This is a genomic window from Lujinxingia sediminis (assembly GCF_004005565.1).
Classification (GTDB): domain Bacteria; phylum Myxococcota_A; class Bradymonadia; order Bradymonadales; family Bradymonadaceae; genus Lujinxingia; species Lujinxingia sediminis.
On record NZ_SADD01000013.1, the window covers coordinates 137,386 to 154,053 of the forward strand.

At 63.9% G+C, this 16,668-nt stretch carries 11 protein-coding genes and 1 pseudogene; 7 read left to right on the forward strand and 5 right to left on the reverse strand.

Annotated features, from left to right (window positions below; translation table 11 throughout):
• Positions 1–362 precede the first annotated feature (362 nt).
• The 3 genes from EA187_RS17225 (at position 363) to EA187_RS17235 (ending at position 4,403) form a co-directional block, all read left to right on the forward strand.
• Positions 363–1,049 (forward strand): hypothetical protein, encoded by a 687-nt coding sequence (locus EA187_RS17225; RefSeq protein WP_115604580.1) that lies wholly within the window; start codon positions 363–365, stop codon positions 1,047–1,049.
• 54 nt (positions 1,050–1,103) lie between these two features.
• Positions 1,104–2,705: a vWA domain-containing protein gene (locus EA187_RS17230; protein ID WP_127781049.1), complete on the forward strand. Its 1,602-nt coding sequence runs from the start codon at positions 1,104–1,106 to the stop codon at positions 2,703–2,705.
• A gap of 132 nt (positions 2,706–2,837) precedes the next feature.
• Positions 2,838–4,403: an aldehyde dehydrogenase family protein gene (locus tag EA187_RS17235; RefSeq protein ID WP_127781050.1), complete on the forward strand. Its 1,566-nt coding sequence runs from the start codon at positions 2,838–2,840 to the stop codon at positions 4,401–4,403.
• Positions 4,404–4,466: 63 nt separating this feature from the next.
• On the opposite strand, the gene EA187_RS17240 is transcribed toward EA187_RS17235, so the two are convergent.
• From EA187_RS17240 to EA187_RS17250, 3 genes are all read right to left on the reverse strand, one after another.
• The gene (locus tag EA187_RS17240) at positions 4,467–5,192 is read right to left on the reverse strand and encodes a polyprenol monophosphomannose synthase (protein WP_127781051.1); all 726 of its coding nucleotides are present in this window, start codon (positions 5,190–5,192) and stop codon (positions 4,467–4,469) included.
• A 53-nt stretch (positions 5,193–5,245) separates the two neighbouring features.
• Positions 5,246–6,637 carry a sigma 54-interacting transcriptional regulator gene (locus EA187_RS17245; protein WP_115604573.1) on the reverse strand — a complete coding sequence of 464 codons (1,392 nt, stop codon included), beginning with the start codon at positions 6,635–6,637 and terminating at the stop codon, positions 5,246–5,248.
• Between the two features lie 114 nt (positions 6,638–6,751).
• Entirely contained in the window at positions 6,752–9,133 is a 2,382-nt protein-coding gene (locus tag EA187_RS17250) for a serine/threonine-protein kinase (protein ID WP_127781052.1), read from the reverse strand.
• 125 nt (positions 9,134–9,258) lie between these two features.
• Between EA187_RS17250 and EA187_RS17255 the strand changes: the two genes are divergently transcribed.
• The 4 genes from EA187_RS17255 (at position 9,259) to EA187_RS17270 (ending at position 12,495) form a co-directional block, all read left to right on the forward strand.
• Positions 9,259–9,777: a DUF4442 domain-containing protein gene (locus EA187_RS17255; RefSeq protein WP_164856364.1), complete on the forward strand. Its 519-nt coding sequence runs from the start codon at positions 9,259–9,261 to the stop codon at positions 9,775–9,777.
• Positions 9,777–9,989, forward strand: a complete 213-nt coding sequence (locus EA187_RS17260) for a hypothetical protein (RefSeq protein WP_127781054.1) — start codon at positions 9,777–9,779, stop codon at positions 9,987–9,989. Before EA187_RS17255 ends, EA187_RS17260 begins: the two co-directional genes overlap by 1 nt.
• An 82-nt stretch (positions 9,990–10,071) precedes the next feature.
• Positions 10,072–11,622 carry a D-alanyl-D-alanine carboxypeptidase/D-alanyl-D-alanine endopeptidase gene (dacB, locus tag EA187_RS17265; RefSeq protein ID WP_115604565.1) on the forward strand — a complete coding sequence of 517 codons (1,551 nt, stop codon included), beginning with the start codon at positions 10,072–10,074 and terminating at the stop codon, positions 11,620–11,622.
• Positions 11,623–11,625: 3 nt separating this feature from the next.
• Positions 11,626–12,495, forward strand: a complete 870-nt coding sequence (locus tag EA187_RS17270) for a class II glutamine amidotransferase (RefSeq protein WP_127781055.1) — start codon at positions 11,626–11,628, stop codon at positions 12,493–12,495.
• Between the two features lie 47 nt (positions 12,496–12,542).
• Here the strand turns inward: EA187_RS17270 and dnaK are convergent.
• Both dnaK and EA187_RS17280 read right to left on the reverse strand, forming a co-directional pair.
• Positions 12,543–14,087, reverse strand: a pseudogene (gene dnaK / locus EA187_RS17275) (molecular chaperone DnaK); the annotation flags it as partial.
• Between the two features lie 152 nt (positions 14,088–14,239).
• A complete protein-coding gene (locus tag EA187_RS17280; protein WP_127781056.1) occupies positions 14,240–16,591 on the reverse strand; it encodes a DUF4388 domain-containing protein in 2,352 nt (783 codons plus the stop codon).
• Positions 16,592–16,668 lie beyond the last annotated feature (77 nt).

Below are 16,668 nucleotides of genomic sequence, written 5' to 3' on the forward strand. Positions count from 1 at the left end.
ATGAGGCGGCAAAGCGCGTGGTGCGATGCGCGGGCGCAACGCCGCGCTAAAAGACGTGTAACTATACCCGCTCATTCCGCCCACGTGAATCACTAAGCCGGGGCAGGTGTCGGCCTCACCGATCCATCGAAGGGTGGGGCGGGGGCTGGCGTGTTGCAGGGGTTCGGGCGCGTTGCGGGGCCACCCCTTCGGGTTGGATGACAGGGCCGGGGTGCTGGCGTATCATTCGGGCTTCTTCGGGCCTCGGTGTGCCGGAGGACAACGGTGGTTGTCGACTCGATAAGAGATCGTTAGATTGCGCCGCCTCTGGCCCCCGCCCCCCGTGGGCGCGGGCAATGGATTTCCCCCGATGGATCTCGTTTATGGCTGACAGTCAACGCTTGCGCTCGGTGCCCGAAGGCATTCAGCTGATCTCGGAGGTGGCCGCCGAGCTCGCCAGGCGCGACGAGGCCCCGGTGACCGTGCTGGGCGTGACGACCTATTTCCCGATGGACGTCGACAGCATCGCCCGGGTGCTCGAAGGTCTCGAAGAGCTCGACGGGGTCGAGCGCATCCAACTCGACAAACTTGCGGCCTACGAGATCGCCCGACCGGAGCGTTTTCTGCCCGGGCCGCTGGATATCGAGGAGCAGGCCCACCTTGAGAAAGCGCCGGCGTTTATGCGCGCAGTCGCAAGCCTGAAGCAGGATGCCGACTGGGTCAAAAAGGTCCGCGAGCAGCATGAGCTTTTGCGCATCGCGTCGGCCGCGCGCGAGCCGCGCGTCGAGCTGGGGTATCTGACCAGTCGCACCGATCTGCCCTCGGCCAAAGTTCAGAGCTTGCTCAATGACTTCGGGGCCGAAGGTTATATCGAGGTCACCGTCGATGAAGACGCTGACGCGCTCTATTATACCTTTCCGCGGCTGGACTACTCTCGCCGGCGTTTTCAGCGCAATATGGCGCTCCTGGAGAGCCTGGAGGCGGCACCGCAGTCGCGCCTCTCGATGTGGATCTTTGTGGCCCTCTTCGCCACGATTCTTCTGATTGTCATCATCTTCCTCAGGTTGTGAGGCGTCATCGTGCGTCGCCTCCGGGGAAGTTCGTCAAAACCTTAAGGTGCGGCCATGACTCGACGTTTCGACCGATGGATACGCAGCGCCCTTGTGATGGGCGCGGCCTGGATGATCGCCGGCTGCGGCGATCATGACGGAGACCCGGCACCGCAGGACGACGTGGGCGTCAGCGATGTCAGCGGCGATGGGGCCGATGTGGCGCGTGAGCCCGGGCTGGAGCTGCGCCCCGGCTCGCTGCGTCTTCTGCCCCCGCGGCCGCTGGCGTGTGAGGGGAGCAGGCAGGCGCGCTTTCCCTTTGTGATCTTCAGCCAGGAGGGACCCGCGGTCGCCGCCGGCGATGTGCTCGACGGTCAGATGATCTGGCCCAATGAGACGCTGCGCGCCGGGCAGCTGGGCCTGGATGCCGCGTATATGGCCAGGTCCGGCCCGGTCTGTGAGACCTCGCAGGAGTGCCCGGAGGGGCTCCGCTGCACCGCGGTCGAGGTGGGTGAGGGCAAGCGCTACTGCGCACTTCCCGCCACCGTGAGCTTTGCTCCCGGGAGCGTGCGGCAGGAGTGGAGCCTGGGACGGGAGGGGTCCAGAGAACTTGCGCTGAGCGTGCTTATCCAGAACACCGCCAGCCTCGATGGGCGCCTGCCCGTGGCGGTGGGCTCACTCTACGACGAGAGCGGCGCGCAGGCGATCAGTTCAAACCCGGAGCGAGCCACCGACGCGGAACTCCGTCACCGCCAGATGATTCAGGATTTCCTGATCTCGCTGGGCGGGCGTTTCACCGGTGAAACTGCCGCGGTAAGCCTGTGGTTCTACGGCGGCGATGTCGGCGCGCAGACCCGTCCGCTGACACCGAGTGAGGGGGGCGAACTCACCAACTATTTGACCCGCGATCTCGACAGCCTCACGGAGCGCCTGGCTGAGCTGCCCACGTTGATTCCGCGGGAGGCCAATGTCTATCAGGCGATTCTGCGGGTGCTCGACCGCGATCTGGGGCTTGAAGCCTATGAGGAGGCCGAGAAGGTGCTCGTCGTCTTCACCGACAGCCCCAACCAGGTTTACGATGCCCAGGCCGACGCCGAGGCGGTGCGCGCGCGCCTGGAGGCCACCGGCGTGCGTCTGATGATCGTGCACCTGGACCCGGAGCTCGACGCCTCTTTGCTGCGCGATCTTCCCAGCCAGTGGGGCGGCAACCAGGCCTGTCGCGAGGATGCGAGCTGCGCTGCACCCACCTGTGAGGATGACGCGAGCTGTCAGCCGCATGAGCGCTGCCGCCCGGCCACGATCTATGCCGAAGAAGCCGGCGGGACGGTGGAACAGACGGCCGAATCCTATTGTTTGCCCGCGCGCGACGCCGAGGGCCGGGTGGGACCGGTGCAGGAGTACGCGGAGCTGACCTGCGCCAGCGGCGGCCATTATGTGTATGCCGCCGACGTCGACGATATGGTGGCAGCCTGGAACGTGCTTGCGCCGGCCTTGCAGTCGACCTGGTCGGTGGAGGGAACCCTCCCCGAACTCGACGCGCTGCAGGGGCCGGGCTTTGGTCGCCTCAGCGGGTCGTTCTCAGCTCGTGTGGGGCCGGCACATCTTGGCGATCGCCTTCGCCCGGCGTTGCAGTCGCGCGTGAGCGCCGACAGCCGGCCGGCGATGCTCTTGCCCTGAGCGCAGAGGCCACCCCAACGTGCTGGACGACGTGGCCTTGGTGCTTAAGAACTCTGCGCGGTCGCTTCCCCCTGCGAGGGGGGAGTTCGCCTCCACTTCCTTCGTTTTCGATGTCGCCCTCAGGATCCGCCTATGTCTGCTCAAGCCTCCAGCGCCGAAATCTCCGCCGATATGATCGAGAAGTTCAGCCCGGTCGACGGCGCGCACCTGGGCACCTTTCCCATCAGCTCGCCGGCCGAAGTGAATCAAGCGGTGAAGGCCGCGCGCGAGGCGTTTGCTGCCTGGCGTGATCTCTCGCTCGACCAGCGCTTTGGCTACCTCGAGCGCCTGCGTGATATCGTCAGCGCGGATGGCGAGACGTTTGCGAAGGTGATCAGCGATGATACGGGCAAGCCCCTGCTCGACTCGTTGCTCACCGAGCTGATGGCGATCCCGCTTTTCATTGATTATTACAAAAAAGAAGCACCCAGGGCGCTCAAGCGTCGGAAGCTCTCTCGCCAGCTCTTCTTCCCCACCAAAACCAGCTACGTCGAACACGCTCCGATGGGCGTCATCGGAGTGATCGCTCCGTGGAACTTTCCCTTTCAGCTCTCGATGATCCCGGTGCTCTCTGCGCTGATTGCCGGAAACACGGTGGTGCTCAAACCCTCGGAGGTCACCCCGCTGACGGGAGAGCTGATGCGTGAGATCTTTGAGCGCGCGGGCTTTCCCAAAGGGGTGGTCTCGGTGGTGCAGGGCGACGGCTCGACCGGGGCGGCGTTATGCAAAGCGGATATCGATAAGATCTTCTTTACGGGCTCGGTGGCCACCGGCCGAAAGGTCATGGCCGCGGCCGCCGAAAAGCCGATCCCGGTGGAGCTTGAGCTCGGCGGCAAAGACGCCATGATCGTCTGCCACGACGCCAACTTAGAGCGCGCGGCGCGCGCGGCGGTCTGGGGCGGTTTTTTGAACTGCGGCCAGATGTGCATCTCGGTGGAGCGACTCTTTGTGGTCGACGCGGTCTATGATGCGTTCCTGGAGCTTGTGCGCGCCGAGATTGAGCGGATGCGCGTGGGCGGCCCCGATGAGGGCTCGGATATGGGGCCGCTGACCTTCAGCGCGCAGATGGGGACGGTTGTGCGCCACCTCAACGATGCCCGGGAGCGCGGTGCCACCATCGCCATGGGTGGGCGCCCTATGGAGGGCCCCGGGCAGTTCTTTGAGCCTACGCTTGTGCTCGACGTCACCGAAGAGATGGAGATCTATCGCGAGGAGACCTTCGGCCCGGTGCTCCCGGTGATTCGCGTGGCGGACGAAGAAGAAGCCCTGCGCATGGCCAACGACCACCAGTACGGCCTGACCGGCAGCGTGTGGACGCGCGACGTGTCGCGCGGGCTGGAGCTCGCCAGCCGCATGGAGTCGGGGCAATGCTCGGTCAATGATCTTGTGCAGTCGGTGGGCAACCCGGCGCTCCCCTTCGGTGGGGTCAAGCGCAGCGGTTTTGGGCGTTATCACGGTCCCGAAGGCCTCTATGCCTTCATGAACCAGAAGGCGATTATGGTCGACCGCGGCCTGCTCGATGTGGAGCCCTTCTGGTACCCCTACGCGCCTAAATACGAGGCGATGCTGGGCACCTTCCGCAACCTGATGGGGGGCAAGATGGTGGGCGCGCTGACCTACTTCTATGACATGCATAAAATCACCAAACGCCGCGGCTAGAGCAGCGACGGTGGTAAACGCAAAAAAGACCTGCCGGGGGCAGGTCTTTTTTTTATGCCATGCTCAGCGCTTGAGACGGATCTTCCACACCCGGGTGAGCGCCTCGGCCGCGATATCCGGCGTCATCTTGGAGTCGCCCACCTGGCGATCGGGGAAGATGATGGGGACCTCGACGATGCGAAAGCCCTTCTGGTGCGCGCGGTATTTGAGTTCGATCTGGAAGACGTAGCCCGAGGCCTCAATGCGGTCGAGATCGATGGTTTCGAGCACCTTGCGCCGCCAGCCCACAAAGCCGGCGGTCAGGTCGCGGATGTCCACACCGAGCACCAGGCGAGCATAGAAGCCGCCGCCGCGTGAGAGCAGCCGCCGAAAGAGGCCCCAGTCCTGTGTGGCACCACCGGCGACATAGCGCGAGCCGATGGCAACATCAAAAAGGTCGAGCTGTTTGAGCAGCTCCGGCAGATCTTCGGGGCGGTGGCTGAAGTCGGCGTCCATCTCGACGATCTTCTCAAAGCCCTCGTCCAGCGCCCACTTAAAGCCGGCGATATAGGCGCGTCCCAGCCCCTCCTTGGCGGTGCGGTGCATCACATGAATGCGTCCATCGGCCGCCGCCAGCTCCTCGGCCAGCTCCCCGGTGCCATCCGGGGAGCCATCATCGATGACCAGGATGTGCACCTCGGGGCAGCGGCTTAAGATGGCCTCGGTGATAGGCCCGATATTGCCGGCCTCGTTGTAAGTGGGGATGCAGATCAGGGTGTCGCGCGCGGGCGTCGGTGAGGCTTCAGACATCAACCAGCTCAAAGCATAAGGGAGAAAGCGGGGCCAGGCACAGGGGGCGATGCTCAGGAGATGCCGAGATCTTCGCGGGTCAGATCCAACTTCTTGAGGATGTACTCGACGCTCTTGCGGTGCACCCCGGCGATGCGCGCCGCCTTGGAGACGTTGCCACCGGTGCGCTCGAGAAGTCGGCCCCAGTACTCCTTCTCAAAATGTTCGATCAGCCGGTTTTTGGCGTCTTTAAAAGGAAGGTTCTCCTGGAGCGCGGTTTCCACCATGGGCAGGCTGGACTCTTCGATGGCCTCCGGGACGTCGGTGGCCGAAGGTTCGCCGGCGTTGAGGTAGCGGGTCTCGATGGCATCGCCCTGGGTCAGGAGTACGGCGCGCTCAATGAAGTTTTTGAGCTCGCGGACGTTGCCCGGCCAGCGGTGGCGCTTGAGTTTTTCCATCGTCTTGTAGGCGATGTCGACGTCGTCGCGGCCGGTCATCTCGTTGGCCTGACGCAAAAAATGCTCCACCAGCAGGGGGATATCATCGGGGCGATCGCGCAGAGGCGGCAGGTTCACCCGAATCACCGCGAAGCGGTAGTAGAGGTCTTCGCGGAAGTTGCCCTCTTTGACCTCGCTTAAGAGGTTGCGATTGGTGGCGGCGACGATGCGCACGTCGGTTTTGACGCTCTGGTTGCTGCCGACCGGTTTGATCTCGCGTTTTTCCAGCGCGCGCAAAAGTTTGGGTTGCAGGTCGACGGCGAGCTCCCCGAGCTCATCGAGGAAGAGGGTGCCACCGCGGGCGGCCTCAAAGGCGCCTTTGCGCGAGCCGGTGGCACCGGTGAACGCGCCTTTAACGTGGCCGAAAAGCTCCGACTCAATCAGTTCTCGGGCGATTGCCGAGCAGTCGAGCACGATAAAGGGGCCGTCTTTGCGCGGGCTGTTCAGATGAATCGCCTCAGCGACGAGCTCCTTGCCGGTGCCCGACTCCCCTTCGATGAGCACGGTGGCGTCGGTGGGGGAGACGCGCTCAAGGATCGAGAAGATCTCGCGCATCGCGCGGCTCTTGCCCAGCATATTTCCGAAGCGGTCGCTGCCGGAGAAGCGCACCTCTACCTTTTCGTCGGTCAGATAGAACTGCAGGGTCGTGTCGCCGAGTTGAAAACGCACCCGGTCGGCCAGAAAGATGTCGACGGTGCGTAACCCCTCGACAAAGGTGCCGTTTTTGGAGCCGCGGTCGACCAGGCGGTAGCCGTTCTCATCGACGACGATCGCTGCATGCACGCGGCTCACAGCCGGGTCGTTGAGCGAGATATCGCAGTCCGGCGAGCTTCCGAGCAAAAGTTCGGCGCGTTCAAAGGCACGAGAGAGGCCCTTGTCGGGGCCTTCGATCACTTCAACGCGGAAGCGCTGCAGCTCAAGCTGCTCGGCGCCGTCGTCCAGAAAGATGGTGCGTGTTGCGTCGCTCATAGCAATAGATCCGGGAGACGTGGTATCGAAAATCGGTTCCAGAGGGCCGCTACCATAGCGAGGGGGGCGTCGCGTCACAAGCCAGCGTCGGCTCTTCTTTCGGGCGTGGGGAACTCAGCGTTCTTCATCCCAGACGACCAGGTGGGCGCAGTCCTCGCCGGGGGCGATGGTGACCTCAAAGCGCTCTTCACGACCGGCCTCCGGGTTGCGCACGGTGATGGTGTGCGGGCCGGCGCTCAAAGGATGGTTGCGAAGGGTCATATGACGCCCGGAGAGCCAGGCGCCGTCGATGGCGATCTCGTTATGAGCCGGATAGATCGCCCGGAAGTTGAGGCATCCGCGGGGGCTCTCTTCGAGGTTCAGCGCGAGCTCATCGCCCTGGATGGAGGCGGGATTGAGCTCCAGGCGAAGAGGAGTGTAGCCCGGCGCGCGAGCCTCGATGATGGCGGTACGGCCGTGGGGCAGCTGCACCTGACGGGGGCCCGGGCCCAGCGCGCGCCCGTTGAGTACGAGGTCGGCCTGCGGTGGTGAGGGGACCAGGCGCACGCGGACGCCTTTGCGCAGCGCGGCGTTGATGAGGGCGGGGCGGTTGCGGTCGTCGGCCACGTTCTTCGTCTGGGTGCCAGGGCGGGCGGCGAGCTCCGCCAGGGCGCGATTCTGCAGGCAGGAGAGGTTGAGCGAGACGATCTCGCGCTGGTGGCCGTAACTCAAGGTGTAATAGGCGGTCGAGCAGCCTTCGTAGGCCGCTGAGAGGGCCGCCACTTCGCCTTCGCCCAGGGTGAGGGTCACCGGGGCTTCGCCGAGATCTTCGCCATTAGCGCTGACCCTGGCGGCCTCAGGGGAGGTTTCCACGCGGAAGGTGCGGGGTGGTGCGGCGTCGGGTTCCAGGCGCAGGTCGCGGGCGCCCAGGACGATATGCTCGCCAGGGGCGAGTTCCACGCGCAGGTTTCGAGACAGGTGGCCGTCGAGCGAGAGCTCAACGCGGTAGTCGCCCGGCGCGAGCTTGAGCGTCTGGGGGGTGCGGCGTCCGGCGAGTTCCTCACCATCGAGTTGAATGGTCGCGCCGGGTGGGTCGCTCTCCAGGGTAAGTTCGGCCTCACTTAGAGCCGGAAGGATAAAGGCGGCCACCAGGGCAGTCAGCGCCGCGAGCGCCAGTCCCACCCACACGCCAACCCGCCGCCGCGGGGCTGGTTGGGGCAGAGCGTCGGCGGGGCCCTCACCGCTGAGGACGTGAGGCTCAGGTAAGGTCGTGGGCGTGGCGAAGGGCGCACGTGTCGCCGAAGATGCGACCGGTTCGGGCGTAAGCAGCCGCGAGGCGGTGGGGGCGTGGGCAATCTCGGCGGCTTCCTGCTCCGAGAGCTCGGTGAGCCCCCGCTTTGAGACGTCGTCACGCTCAGCGGCGGGCTCGGAGGTGGGTGAGCCGCCTTGATGTGGCACCGGCAGAAGATCGGCAGCCGGAGTGCCGGTGCCGGTGCGTAGCGCAGCATCGGACGCATCCGAGCCCAGCAGGCCGAGCTCCAGCTCCAGGGCTTCATCCAGGTTGCGCGCTTTGCGCACCGGCGGGGCGGCCTCCTCGGCGAAGATCGTCTGAAGCGCCTGAGCCAGCCCCTGGCTGGTGACGGCCTGGCCCACGGCATAGATCGCATGCTGAAGATCCACATAAAGATCTTCGATGTTCTGGTAACGCGCCTGCGGGTCGACTGCCAGCGCGCGCTCAATGATCTGATCGACCTCCCCGGGCACCTCGGGGCGCAGCACTCCGGGCGGATCAAACTCGCAGCGCCGCACAAGTTCCAGGCTCTCCAGATCGGTGCGGCCCTCAAAGGGACGTCGCCCGGTGAGCATCTCGTAGAGCACCACCCCGCAGGCGAAGATGTCGCTGCGGTGGTCGAGGGACTGACCCCGGGTCTGCTCCGGACTCATATAGCAGCATTTGCCCTGGATGCGTCCGTTGGCCGTCTGAGAGAGCCGTCCGGCAGCCCGCGCGATGCCAAAGTCAATGATCTTGATCTCGCCCTCGCGCGAGATGAGCACGTTGGAGGGGCTCACGTCGCGGTGCACGATCGCGAGCGGGCGGCCCTGCTCGTCGGTCTTGCGGTGGGCGTAGCCCAGCCCCTTGCAGATCTCGGCGGCGATGTGCAGCGCGTGCTCCACCGGAAGGTGTTCCCCACGGGCCTCCAGCCGCTTTAGAACCTCGCGCAGATCGAGGCCCTCGACGTACTCCATAGCAATAAAATATTCGCCGTCCTGCTCGCCCATATCGAAGACGGGGACGATATTGCCGTGGGTCAGCTGGACGACGATGCGACCTTCATCGAGGAATTTGGTGACAAATTCCTCTTCTTCGGCAAGATGGGGGAGGATGGTCTTGATGATGACGCGCTTCTCAAAGCCGCCGGCGCCGCGGGCGCGCGCCAGATAGATCTCACCCATGCCGCCTTTGGCCAGGCGGCGGGTAAGCTCGTAGCGACCGAGTTTTCGAAGCGTTGCGCTCATAGCAAAAGACGACCATGTCAGGTCGGGGGACTGCTCCCGAAGCGTTGCTTCGTGTATAGTCGATGCAGCGTCGAAGGTCGACGTGCTTTCAACCGGGGCGGGATCAGAACATCAACGAGGACAGGATGCTGTTTCAAGATACCATGAATCAAAAAGAGCGCGCTCCCTGGACCGCCCGCCTGGTGGCGGGCGCGCTGACCACTCGTCCCGTATCTCAGGCGTTGCTCTGGGCGCGGATGCCGCTTCTGGCGGTGGTTTCACCTTCGGTCGACGTGCTCGATGCGTCGCGTTGCGAGGTGGCGATTCCCTTCGGATGGCGAAATCGAAACATCTTCGGGACGATGTATTTTGCCGCCACCATGATGGCCGCAGAGATGACCACCGGGGGATTGGTTCTTTTTCATAACGCGCTGCGGCCCGAAAAGTTTTCGTACATCGTGCGCCATATCAGCGCGGACTTTGTCAAACCGGCAAAAAGCGCGGTGCGATTTGAGTGCGTGCAGGGCGAAGACGTGGCCGCGGCGTTTGAGCAGGCCGCGCGCACCGGCGAACGGGTGAACCGCGTGCTGGAGGTCGTCGGCCGGCGCGCCGATGGCGTGGAAACGGCTCGTGTGAAGGTCGAGTGGTCGATTCGGGCGAGCTGATGATCGTGGCGCAATCGTTGGGATGGGGGATTGTTTCGTTGGTGATCGGCGTGGCACTGGGGGCAGGGCTTGCCGTCAACATCTGGCGGGAGCGAAAGCTTTTGCGCGGTCAGAGCACGCGCTGGCTCGACGACGCCGCGCGCGAGTTGAAAGCCTCCTCAGGCGAAGTCTTGGAGGTAGCGTCGGACTCGCCGAGCGACGACCAGGAATAACACCCCGAACTTCAAGCGCTACCTGTGCGTCGCGTTTTAGTCGCGGTGGAAAAGTTTAACAATAGCGGGAGTTTACAGGGATATGAGGGATCGTCAACTGCACCACTTGTCGCATCGGATGTACCGCCGCGCGTTACGTCCGGCGAGCTATCTTCTTGTGCTCCTCGGGATCGGGCTGAGCGCCAATGGCGTTGTCGCCCAGGAGGGGCAGGAGAGCTCCGCGCTGGAGATCCAGGAGGTACCGGAGGTGCCGGCGCTCGAAGAGGTCGAGCGCCGCGACTACCCGGAGCTGGAGCAGGCCATCGATCGCGTGCTCTCCGATCCTGAACTGCAACGGGCGAAGGTGGGAGTGCATGTCGAAGATGCCCGCACCGGGGAGGTGCTCTACTCGCATCTGGCCGACGAAGCATTGAATCCGGCGAGCAACATCAAGCTGATCACCGCAGCCACAGCGCTTGATGTGCTGGGACCGCATTATACCTTCAGTACTGAGCTGGCCACCAACAGGCGCAGCGAGCGCTCCATCGACGATCTCTTCGTGATCGGTTCGGGGGAGGCCTTTTTGCTCTTCAAGGATGTGTTGGCCTGGGCCGGTGAGCTGCGGCTGCAGGGGATCGATACGATCACCGGCGACATCATCATCGACGAGTCCGCTTTTGCGGAGGGCTATCTGCCACCCGGCTATGAGACACGCGACACCGACGCCTCGTACCGATCGTCGATCGGGGCGTTGTCCGTGAACTTTAACACGGTCACGACCACCGTGACTCCGGGGGCAATGGGTGAGCCTGGAGTGGTGCGGCTGGATCCGCCTCAGGAGCATATCGAGGTGGTCAACCGCACGCGCACCGTGGGCGGCTCCCTGGCCCGTGTGCAGGTCAGCGCGGTGCCGACGGCGGAGGGCACACGCATTGAGGTGGGAGGCACCATCGGGCAGGGAGCACAGCCGGTTGCGGTGCGAAAGCGGGTGGATAATCCGGCTGAGTTTGCCGGTGCGGTGGTAGCCCGCGCCATCGAAATGGTGGGCATTACGTTTGACGGAGAGGTTCGCCCCGGGGAGGCTCCCGCACCGGAGGGGCGCGAGCGTTTGCATGTGCATAGCTCCTCGCCCTTGATCGATACGATCGCGGCGATGAACAAGTGGAGCAATAACTTCATGGCGGAGCAGGTGCTGCTGGCAACTGCCCGCGGGCAGGGGCAGCCGGCAACCTGGCCGCAGGCCATCGGCAAGGCGCGCGAATTTATGGTGCGCGCCGGTTTTGACGCCGAGGCGTTCAGTCTGCACAACGGCAGCGGGCTCTACGAGGGCAACGCGGTGAGTGCGCGCCAGTTTGTGGCACTGCTGCGTTATATGCGCGGGCATGCGTTTGGGCCGGAGTTCATCGCATCCTTGCCGATTGCCGGAGTGGACGGCTCGCTGCGCAACCGGCTGCGTGAGCCGCACGTGGCTGGAAACCTGAGGGCAAAGACCGGTACGCTTAATAATGTGACAGCGCTCAGTGGTTACGTGCAGAGCAGGTCGGGACGGCAGCTGGCGTTTTCGATCCTCATCAATGACCCGCCGCGACGCGCCTGGATCTATCGCCCGCACCAGGACCAGATCGCTCAGGCGATCGCCAACTTCGACGAGTAAGTTATGTGCCGGCTCTTTGGCTTTCGTTCGGTGATCACAAGCCAGGTTCACCGCAGCCTGATCAGCGCCGATAACGCCCTGATGCGCCAGAGTGAGCGCCACCCCGATGGTTGGGGGGTGGCGTATTACGTGGAGGGCGTGCCGCACGTGGTCAAGAGCGTCTCCTCGGCCGTCTCCGATAGCCTCTTTCAACGCGTCAGCGGTGTGGTGGCCTCCGAGACGGTTGTGGCGCACCTTCGCAAGGCGACCGTGGGTCAGCTCTCCATCCTTAACTCACACCCCTTTCAGTACGGCAGCTGGGTCTTTGCGCATAACGGTCAGATTCCCAACTTTGGCGAACATCGCGAGGCGGTGGTCGCCCGGATCTCGCCGATCTTTCGTCGTTTTGTGCTGGGGGATACCGATAGCGAGGTGATCTTTTATCTGCTGCTCTCGAAGATGGCGCAGCGCTTCGACATCCATCGCAGGGGCGCCCCGATTGGTGAGCTCAGCGCCGCGCTCCGAGAGACCGTCGCCGCGATTCACGAGGCCACAGGCTACGACTGCTACACCCGCGCCGCAGACGACGAGTTCTACTTGAGCATCCTTCTCACCAACGGTCAGGTGATGGTTGCCCACCAGGGGGGCAAGGAGCTCTTCTACAGCACGCACAAGACCTTATGCCCCGATCGCGATGACTGTCCGAGCTTTGCGCCCTGCTGTGAGGCGCGCTCGCGCTCGGGCTTTGTGAACCACTTCATCGTCTCCAGTGAGCCTCTTCAGGGCGATAATGTGTGGAAGGCGATGGAGCCCGGTCAGATCTTCGGGGTGGATTGGCGCATGCACCTCTACCAGGAAAACGCTGACGCCAGTCCGGCCCGCATGGGGGCCTGAACTGGCGTCATGTGTGATTCTTAAATGATGTCAGGGGGTTAGCGCTTCTTGCTTCGCTGGATCGCGCGCTGAAGCTCCTCATCGGAGAGGCCGGAGTGGCCCTCAACGGTGATGGATTGGCTGACGTTGGTGCGTAGATCGCGGGCCGAGACGTTGACGATGCCGTCGGTGTCGATCTCGAAGGTCACCTCGATGCGCGGGCTTCCGGCGGCGGCGGGGTTGATGCCCGTGAGGTTGAACATGCCCAGAAGCTTATTGCGGCTGGCCACCTGGTGCTCGCCCTGGAGCACGGTGACGGTGACCATGTCCTGGTTGGCCTCGGTGGTGGTGAAGACCTTGGTCTCCATGGTGGGGATCGGCGTGTTTTTCTGGATGATGGGGCTGAAGCGGTCGCCGGTGACCCGAATCCCCAGGCTGAAGGGGGTGATGTCGAGCAGGATCACCTCGCGGACCTCGCCGCCGAGGATGCCCGATTGGATGGCCGCGCCGGTGGCGACGACCTCATCCGGGTTCACGCCTTTATTGGGCTTTTTGCCAAAGATCTCTTCGACCTTCTCCTGGACAAGGGGCATGCGCGTCATGCCGCCGACGAGCAGGATGTCGTCGATCTCATTGCGATCGACGCCACCGTCTTTGAGCGCGGTCATACACGGGGACTCCAGGCGCTCGACCAGGTCGTAGCAGAGGTCGTTGAGCTGGGAGCGCGACAGGCTCAGGGAGAGGTGTCGCGGGCCGGATTCGTCGACCGCCAAAAAGGGCAGGTTGATGTTGGTTTCACTCAGCGTGGAGAGCTCGCACTTGGCGTTTTCGGCGGCCTCTTTAAGGCGCTGCAAGGCCATATTGTCTTCGCTGACATCGATGCCCGTCTCGTCCTCGAAGCGCTGCATCAAGAACTCGAGCACGGCGCGATCGAAGTCCTCACCGCCCAGGTGGTTGTCGCCGCTGGTGGAGACGACCTCGAAGACACCTCCGCGAAGCTGTACGACGGACACATCGAAGGTGCCTCCGCCCAGGTCGAAGACGACGATGTTGGCGTCGTCGCTGCGCGCAAATCCGTAGGCCAGCGCGGCAGCTGTGGGCTCGTTGATGATGCGCCGCACGGTCAGCCCGGCGATCTTACCGGCGTCTTTGGTGGCGCTGCGCTGGGCGTCGTTGAAGTAGGCCGGCACCGTGATCACCGCCTCGGTGATCTCTTCGCCAAAGTAGTCCTCGGCGGTCTGCTTCATCTTGCGCAGGATCATCGAGGAGATCTCCTGCGGGCTGTACGCCTGACCGTTGACCTCGACCCAGGCGTCGCCGTTGGTGTTCTCGACGATGGAGTAAGGCAGCGTCCTGGCGTAGCGCTTGACCATCGGTGAGTTGTTTTTGTGACCGAGGAGGCGCTTGATGTCGTAGATGGTGCGCTCAGGGTTGATGATGGCCTGGCGCTTGGCCTGCTGACCGACGAATTGTTCGTTGTCTTCGGTAAACCCGACCATGGAGGGGGTCGTGCGCGAGCCCTCACTGTTGGGCAGCACCAGCGGCTCTCCACCGTCGATGACCGCTACGCAGGAGTTGGTGGTTCCCAGGTCGATGCCAATGATTTTTCCCATGAACGACAATCCCGGCTAGACGTGTTGGCAAGGCAATGAGAGCGATGGGGAGCCGAGCTGCGCCGTGATGAGCTGGCGAGCGCGGTGGGCAGGAGCCTTAAAGCCCCCGCTCGCATACGTGGATGAGACGATAGCATCGTAGGCGTGGCGCGCTATTTTTTAAACAGGTTTTTGAAGAAGCCGCCTGCTTCGCTCTCACTCTGGGGGTGACGTCGCTCATAGAGGCGGATCTCGCGCTCGGCTTCCAGGCTTGCCGGGTTGAGCTTGTAGGCCTGCTTGAAGTGCTCGTAGGCGCGACGCTCTTTGCCACGGGCTTTGAGGATGATGCCGGCGAAGAGGTAGGCATCAGGCATGGCCTGGCGGTGGCCGGTGGCGATGGCTTTCTGGAGCTGTTCCAGAGCGCTGTCGGCCTGGGAGGCGTCGAGCTGGAAGCGAGCGTAGGCCTCAAAGGTCATGTAGAGGCCGTTGTCGGGCTCACCCTTCAGCGCACGCTGGAGGTAGGGAAGCGCCTCGTTGTAGGCGAGCTGCTTAACGAGGGGGTAGCCGGCGTTGAAGGCGTCGCGGGCTGGATCGGCCGCGGTGGGGATACCGGCGTTGTTAAGCGGCGCCGGCGTGGGGCGCCTGCTGCGGGTGGGGCTTCGGCCCAGGCGCTCCAGTTGTTCGCGTCGCCAGTCGACATCGGAGGATTCATGATCCAGGCCGGCGCCGGAGAGCGAGGAAGTTCGCTTGCGGCGCGCCCCGGAGAGCGACGCGGTGCGATCGCGCTGTGGGGTGCCCGCCCCTGGAGTGGTGCGCGCAGGGGGCGTGGGTTGGGAGGGCGTTGTCGCAGCATCGCCCAGCTGAGACTTCAGATCGGGGTGTTGCGTGGTTGGCCTGCGTCCCATGCCGATGGGCGTGGAGTGGCGTCGCAAGCGACCGGGGGTCTGCGTGCGGGGGGTGAAGCGGGCCTGGGAGTCTTCGGCCAAACCTTCGCCACCGGGGTTGAGTTGTCCGGGATGCAGGGTGCTCAGGCGCTTTCGACCCGCTCGAAGGGACTGGGCGTTTTGGGCCGAGGCCTCGCTGCCCGGGGCTGGAGCAGTGACGACGGACTGGCTCGGGGGGGGCACCGTCTGCTTGTGCTCGAGCTTCATCAATTCGGTGTAGGCATTGCGCACGCCGATGAAGATGCGCTGGGCGGTCTCTTTGATCTCGGTGGAGAGGTTGCCACCGTAGACGTCGGGATGATGCTCCTTAACCAGCACGTAGAAGCGCTCTTTGACCGCCTCGCGTCCACAGCCCTTCCACAGGCCGAAGACCTCATGAGGGCTCATGCGCTCCATGGTCGTGAGCTTCTCGCGCAACTGCACATCCAGGCTCTGCGTGCGGCCGGTCGCCGGACGAATGCCTCTTAAGTCCGGTGCGTGCGCGGATGGCGAGGAGGAGGTTCGCTTCGGACGTGAGGACACCGGGCGTGACGAGCCGGCCGATGACGCGCCGGGTGAGGCGTTGAGATGCGCATACTGGATGCGCACCGGGCGTGGCGTGGGCTCGCTTCGAAAGACCCAGAGGTCGATGTCGCGCGCAAAGAGAGCTGCTCGGAAGCCCTCGGTCACATCGCTGCCCATCAGGCTGAGCAGCTTCTCAAGCGACTTCTGGCCGTCGCAGCCTCCCATCAACTTCGCCAGGACTTTCCAGCGTAACGAGGCGCGACGTTTCTCCCAGAACTGCGTGAGCACCGGGTAGGATGCCATCATCGGCATCAGGCTCTCCATGACCTGACGTTGGGGAAGATGCGTGGTGACACCCTGAATCATCAGGGGGACCAGGGAGGTGCGGCTGCCTTCGAGGTTGGTGTCTGGTGTGAAGGTGAAGTCGCCATCGGGCCAGGCAAAGACGCTGGTCAGCGCGGTACTATCGGCCAACGCGTGATGGGCCGGCTCCAGAAAATGACCTCCCTTAAAGCCGAACTCGCGCGTTATTTTTCCCGAGCGCAGCGTGAGCCGTCCGGAGTCCTGATGCATGGAGATGCTGTACAGAAGGCGCGCAAAAGGGATGGAGCTGAGCCGTCCTTCGGAGACCCTGGGAAGGCGCACCGAGAGTTCGGTGGCGGACCCTCCGCTCTCGCGCGCCTGCTTTTGCAGCGTGCGCTGACGAGCGTTGAGCGCTTTTTGGAGCGCGTCAAAAAGTTCGTCCCAGTCACCGGGGTTGCGAGGCAGCGGTACGACCCCGGCCACACTTACGAAGGCTGCGCCCATCTGCGAGAGGGCCGGCGTGAGGCGCTCAGCGAGCACGAAAGCAGGGGTGCCGTCCTGACTTAAGACGCTGTCCAGCGCCACGAAATGGGCGCTCTGGGCGGGATCGGCCAGATCGGGGCCGATAACAACGACCTGAGCCGGCTCTTGTATCAGCTGGCGGCGGGCGTCATCCCAGCCTCTGGCCTGGCTGATACGGGCCTGTGGCGAGAGCGCCTGCGTGAGCCTCGAGACCACCGAGGCCTCAGCGCTAATGATGAGGAGGTTCTCCATAGGGGTGTTCAACTGCGCCAGAGAGACCTGCGCTGCGTCAGCGCCGGGGGGATGCGTAAGTACATGCAGAGGGTGGA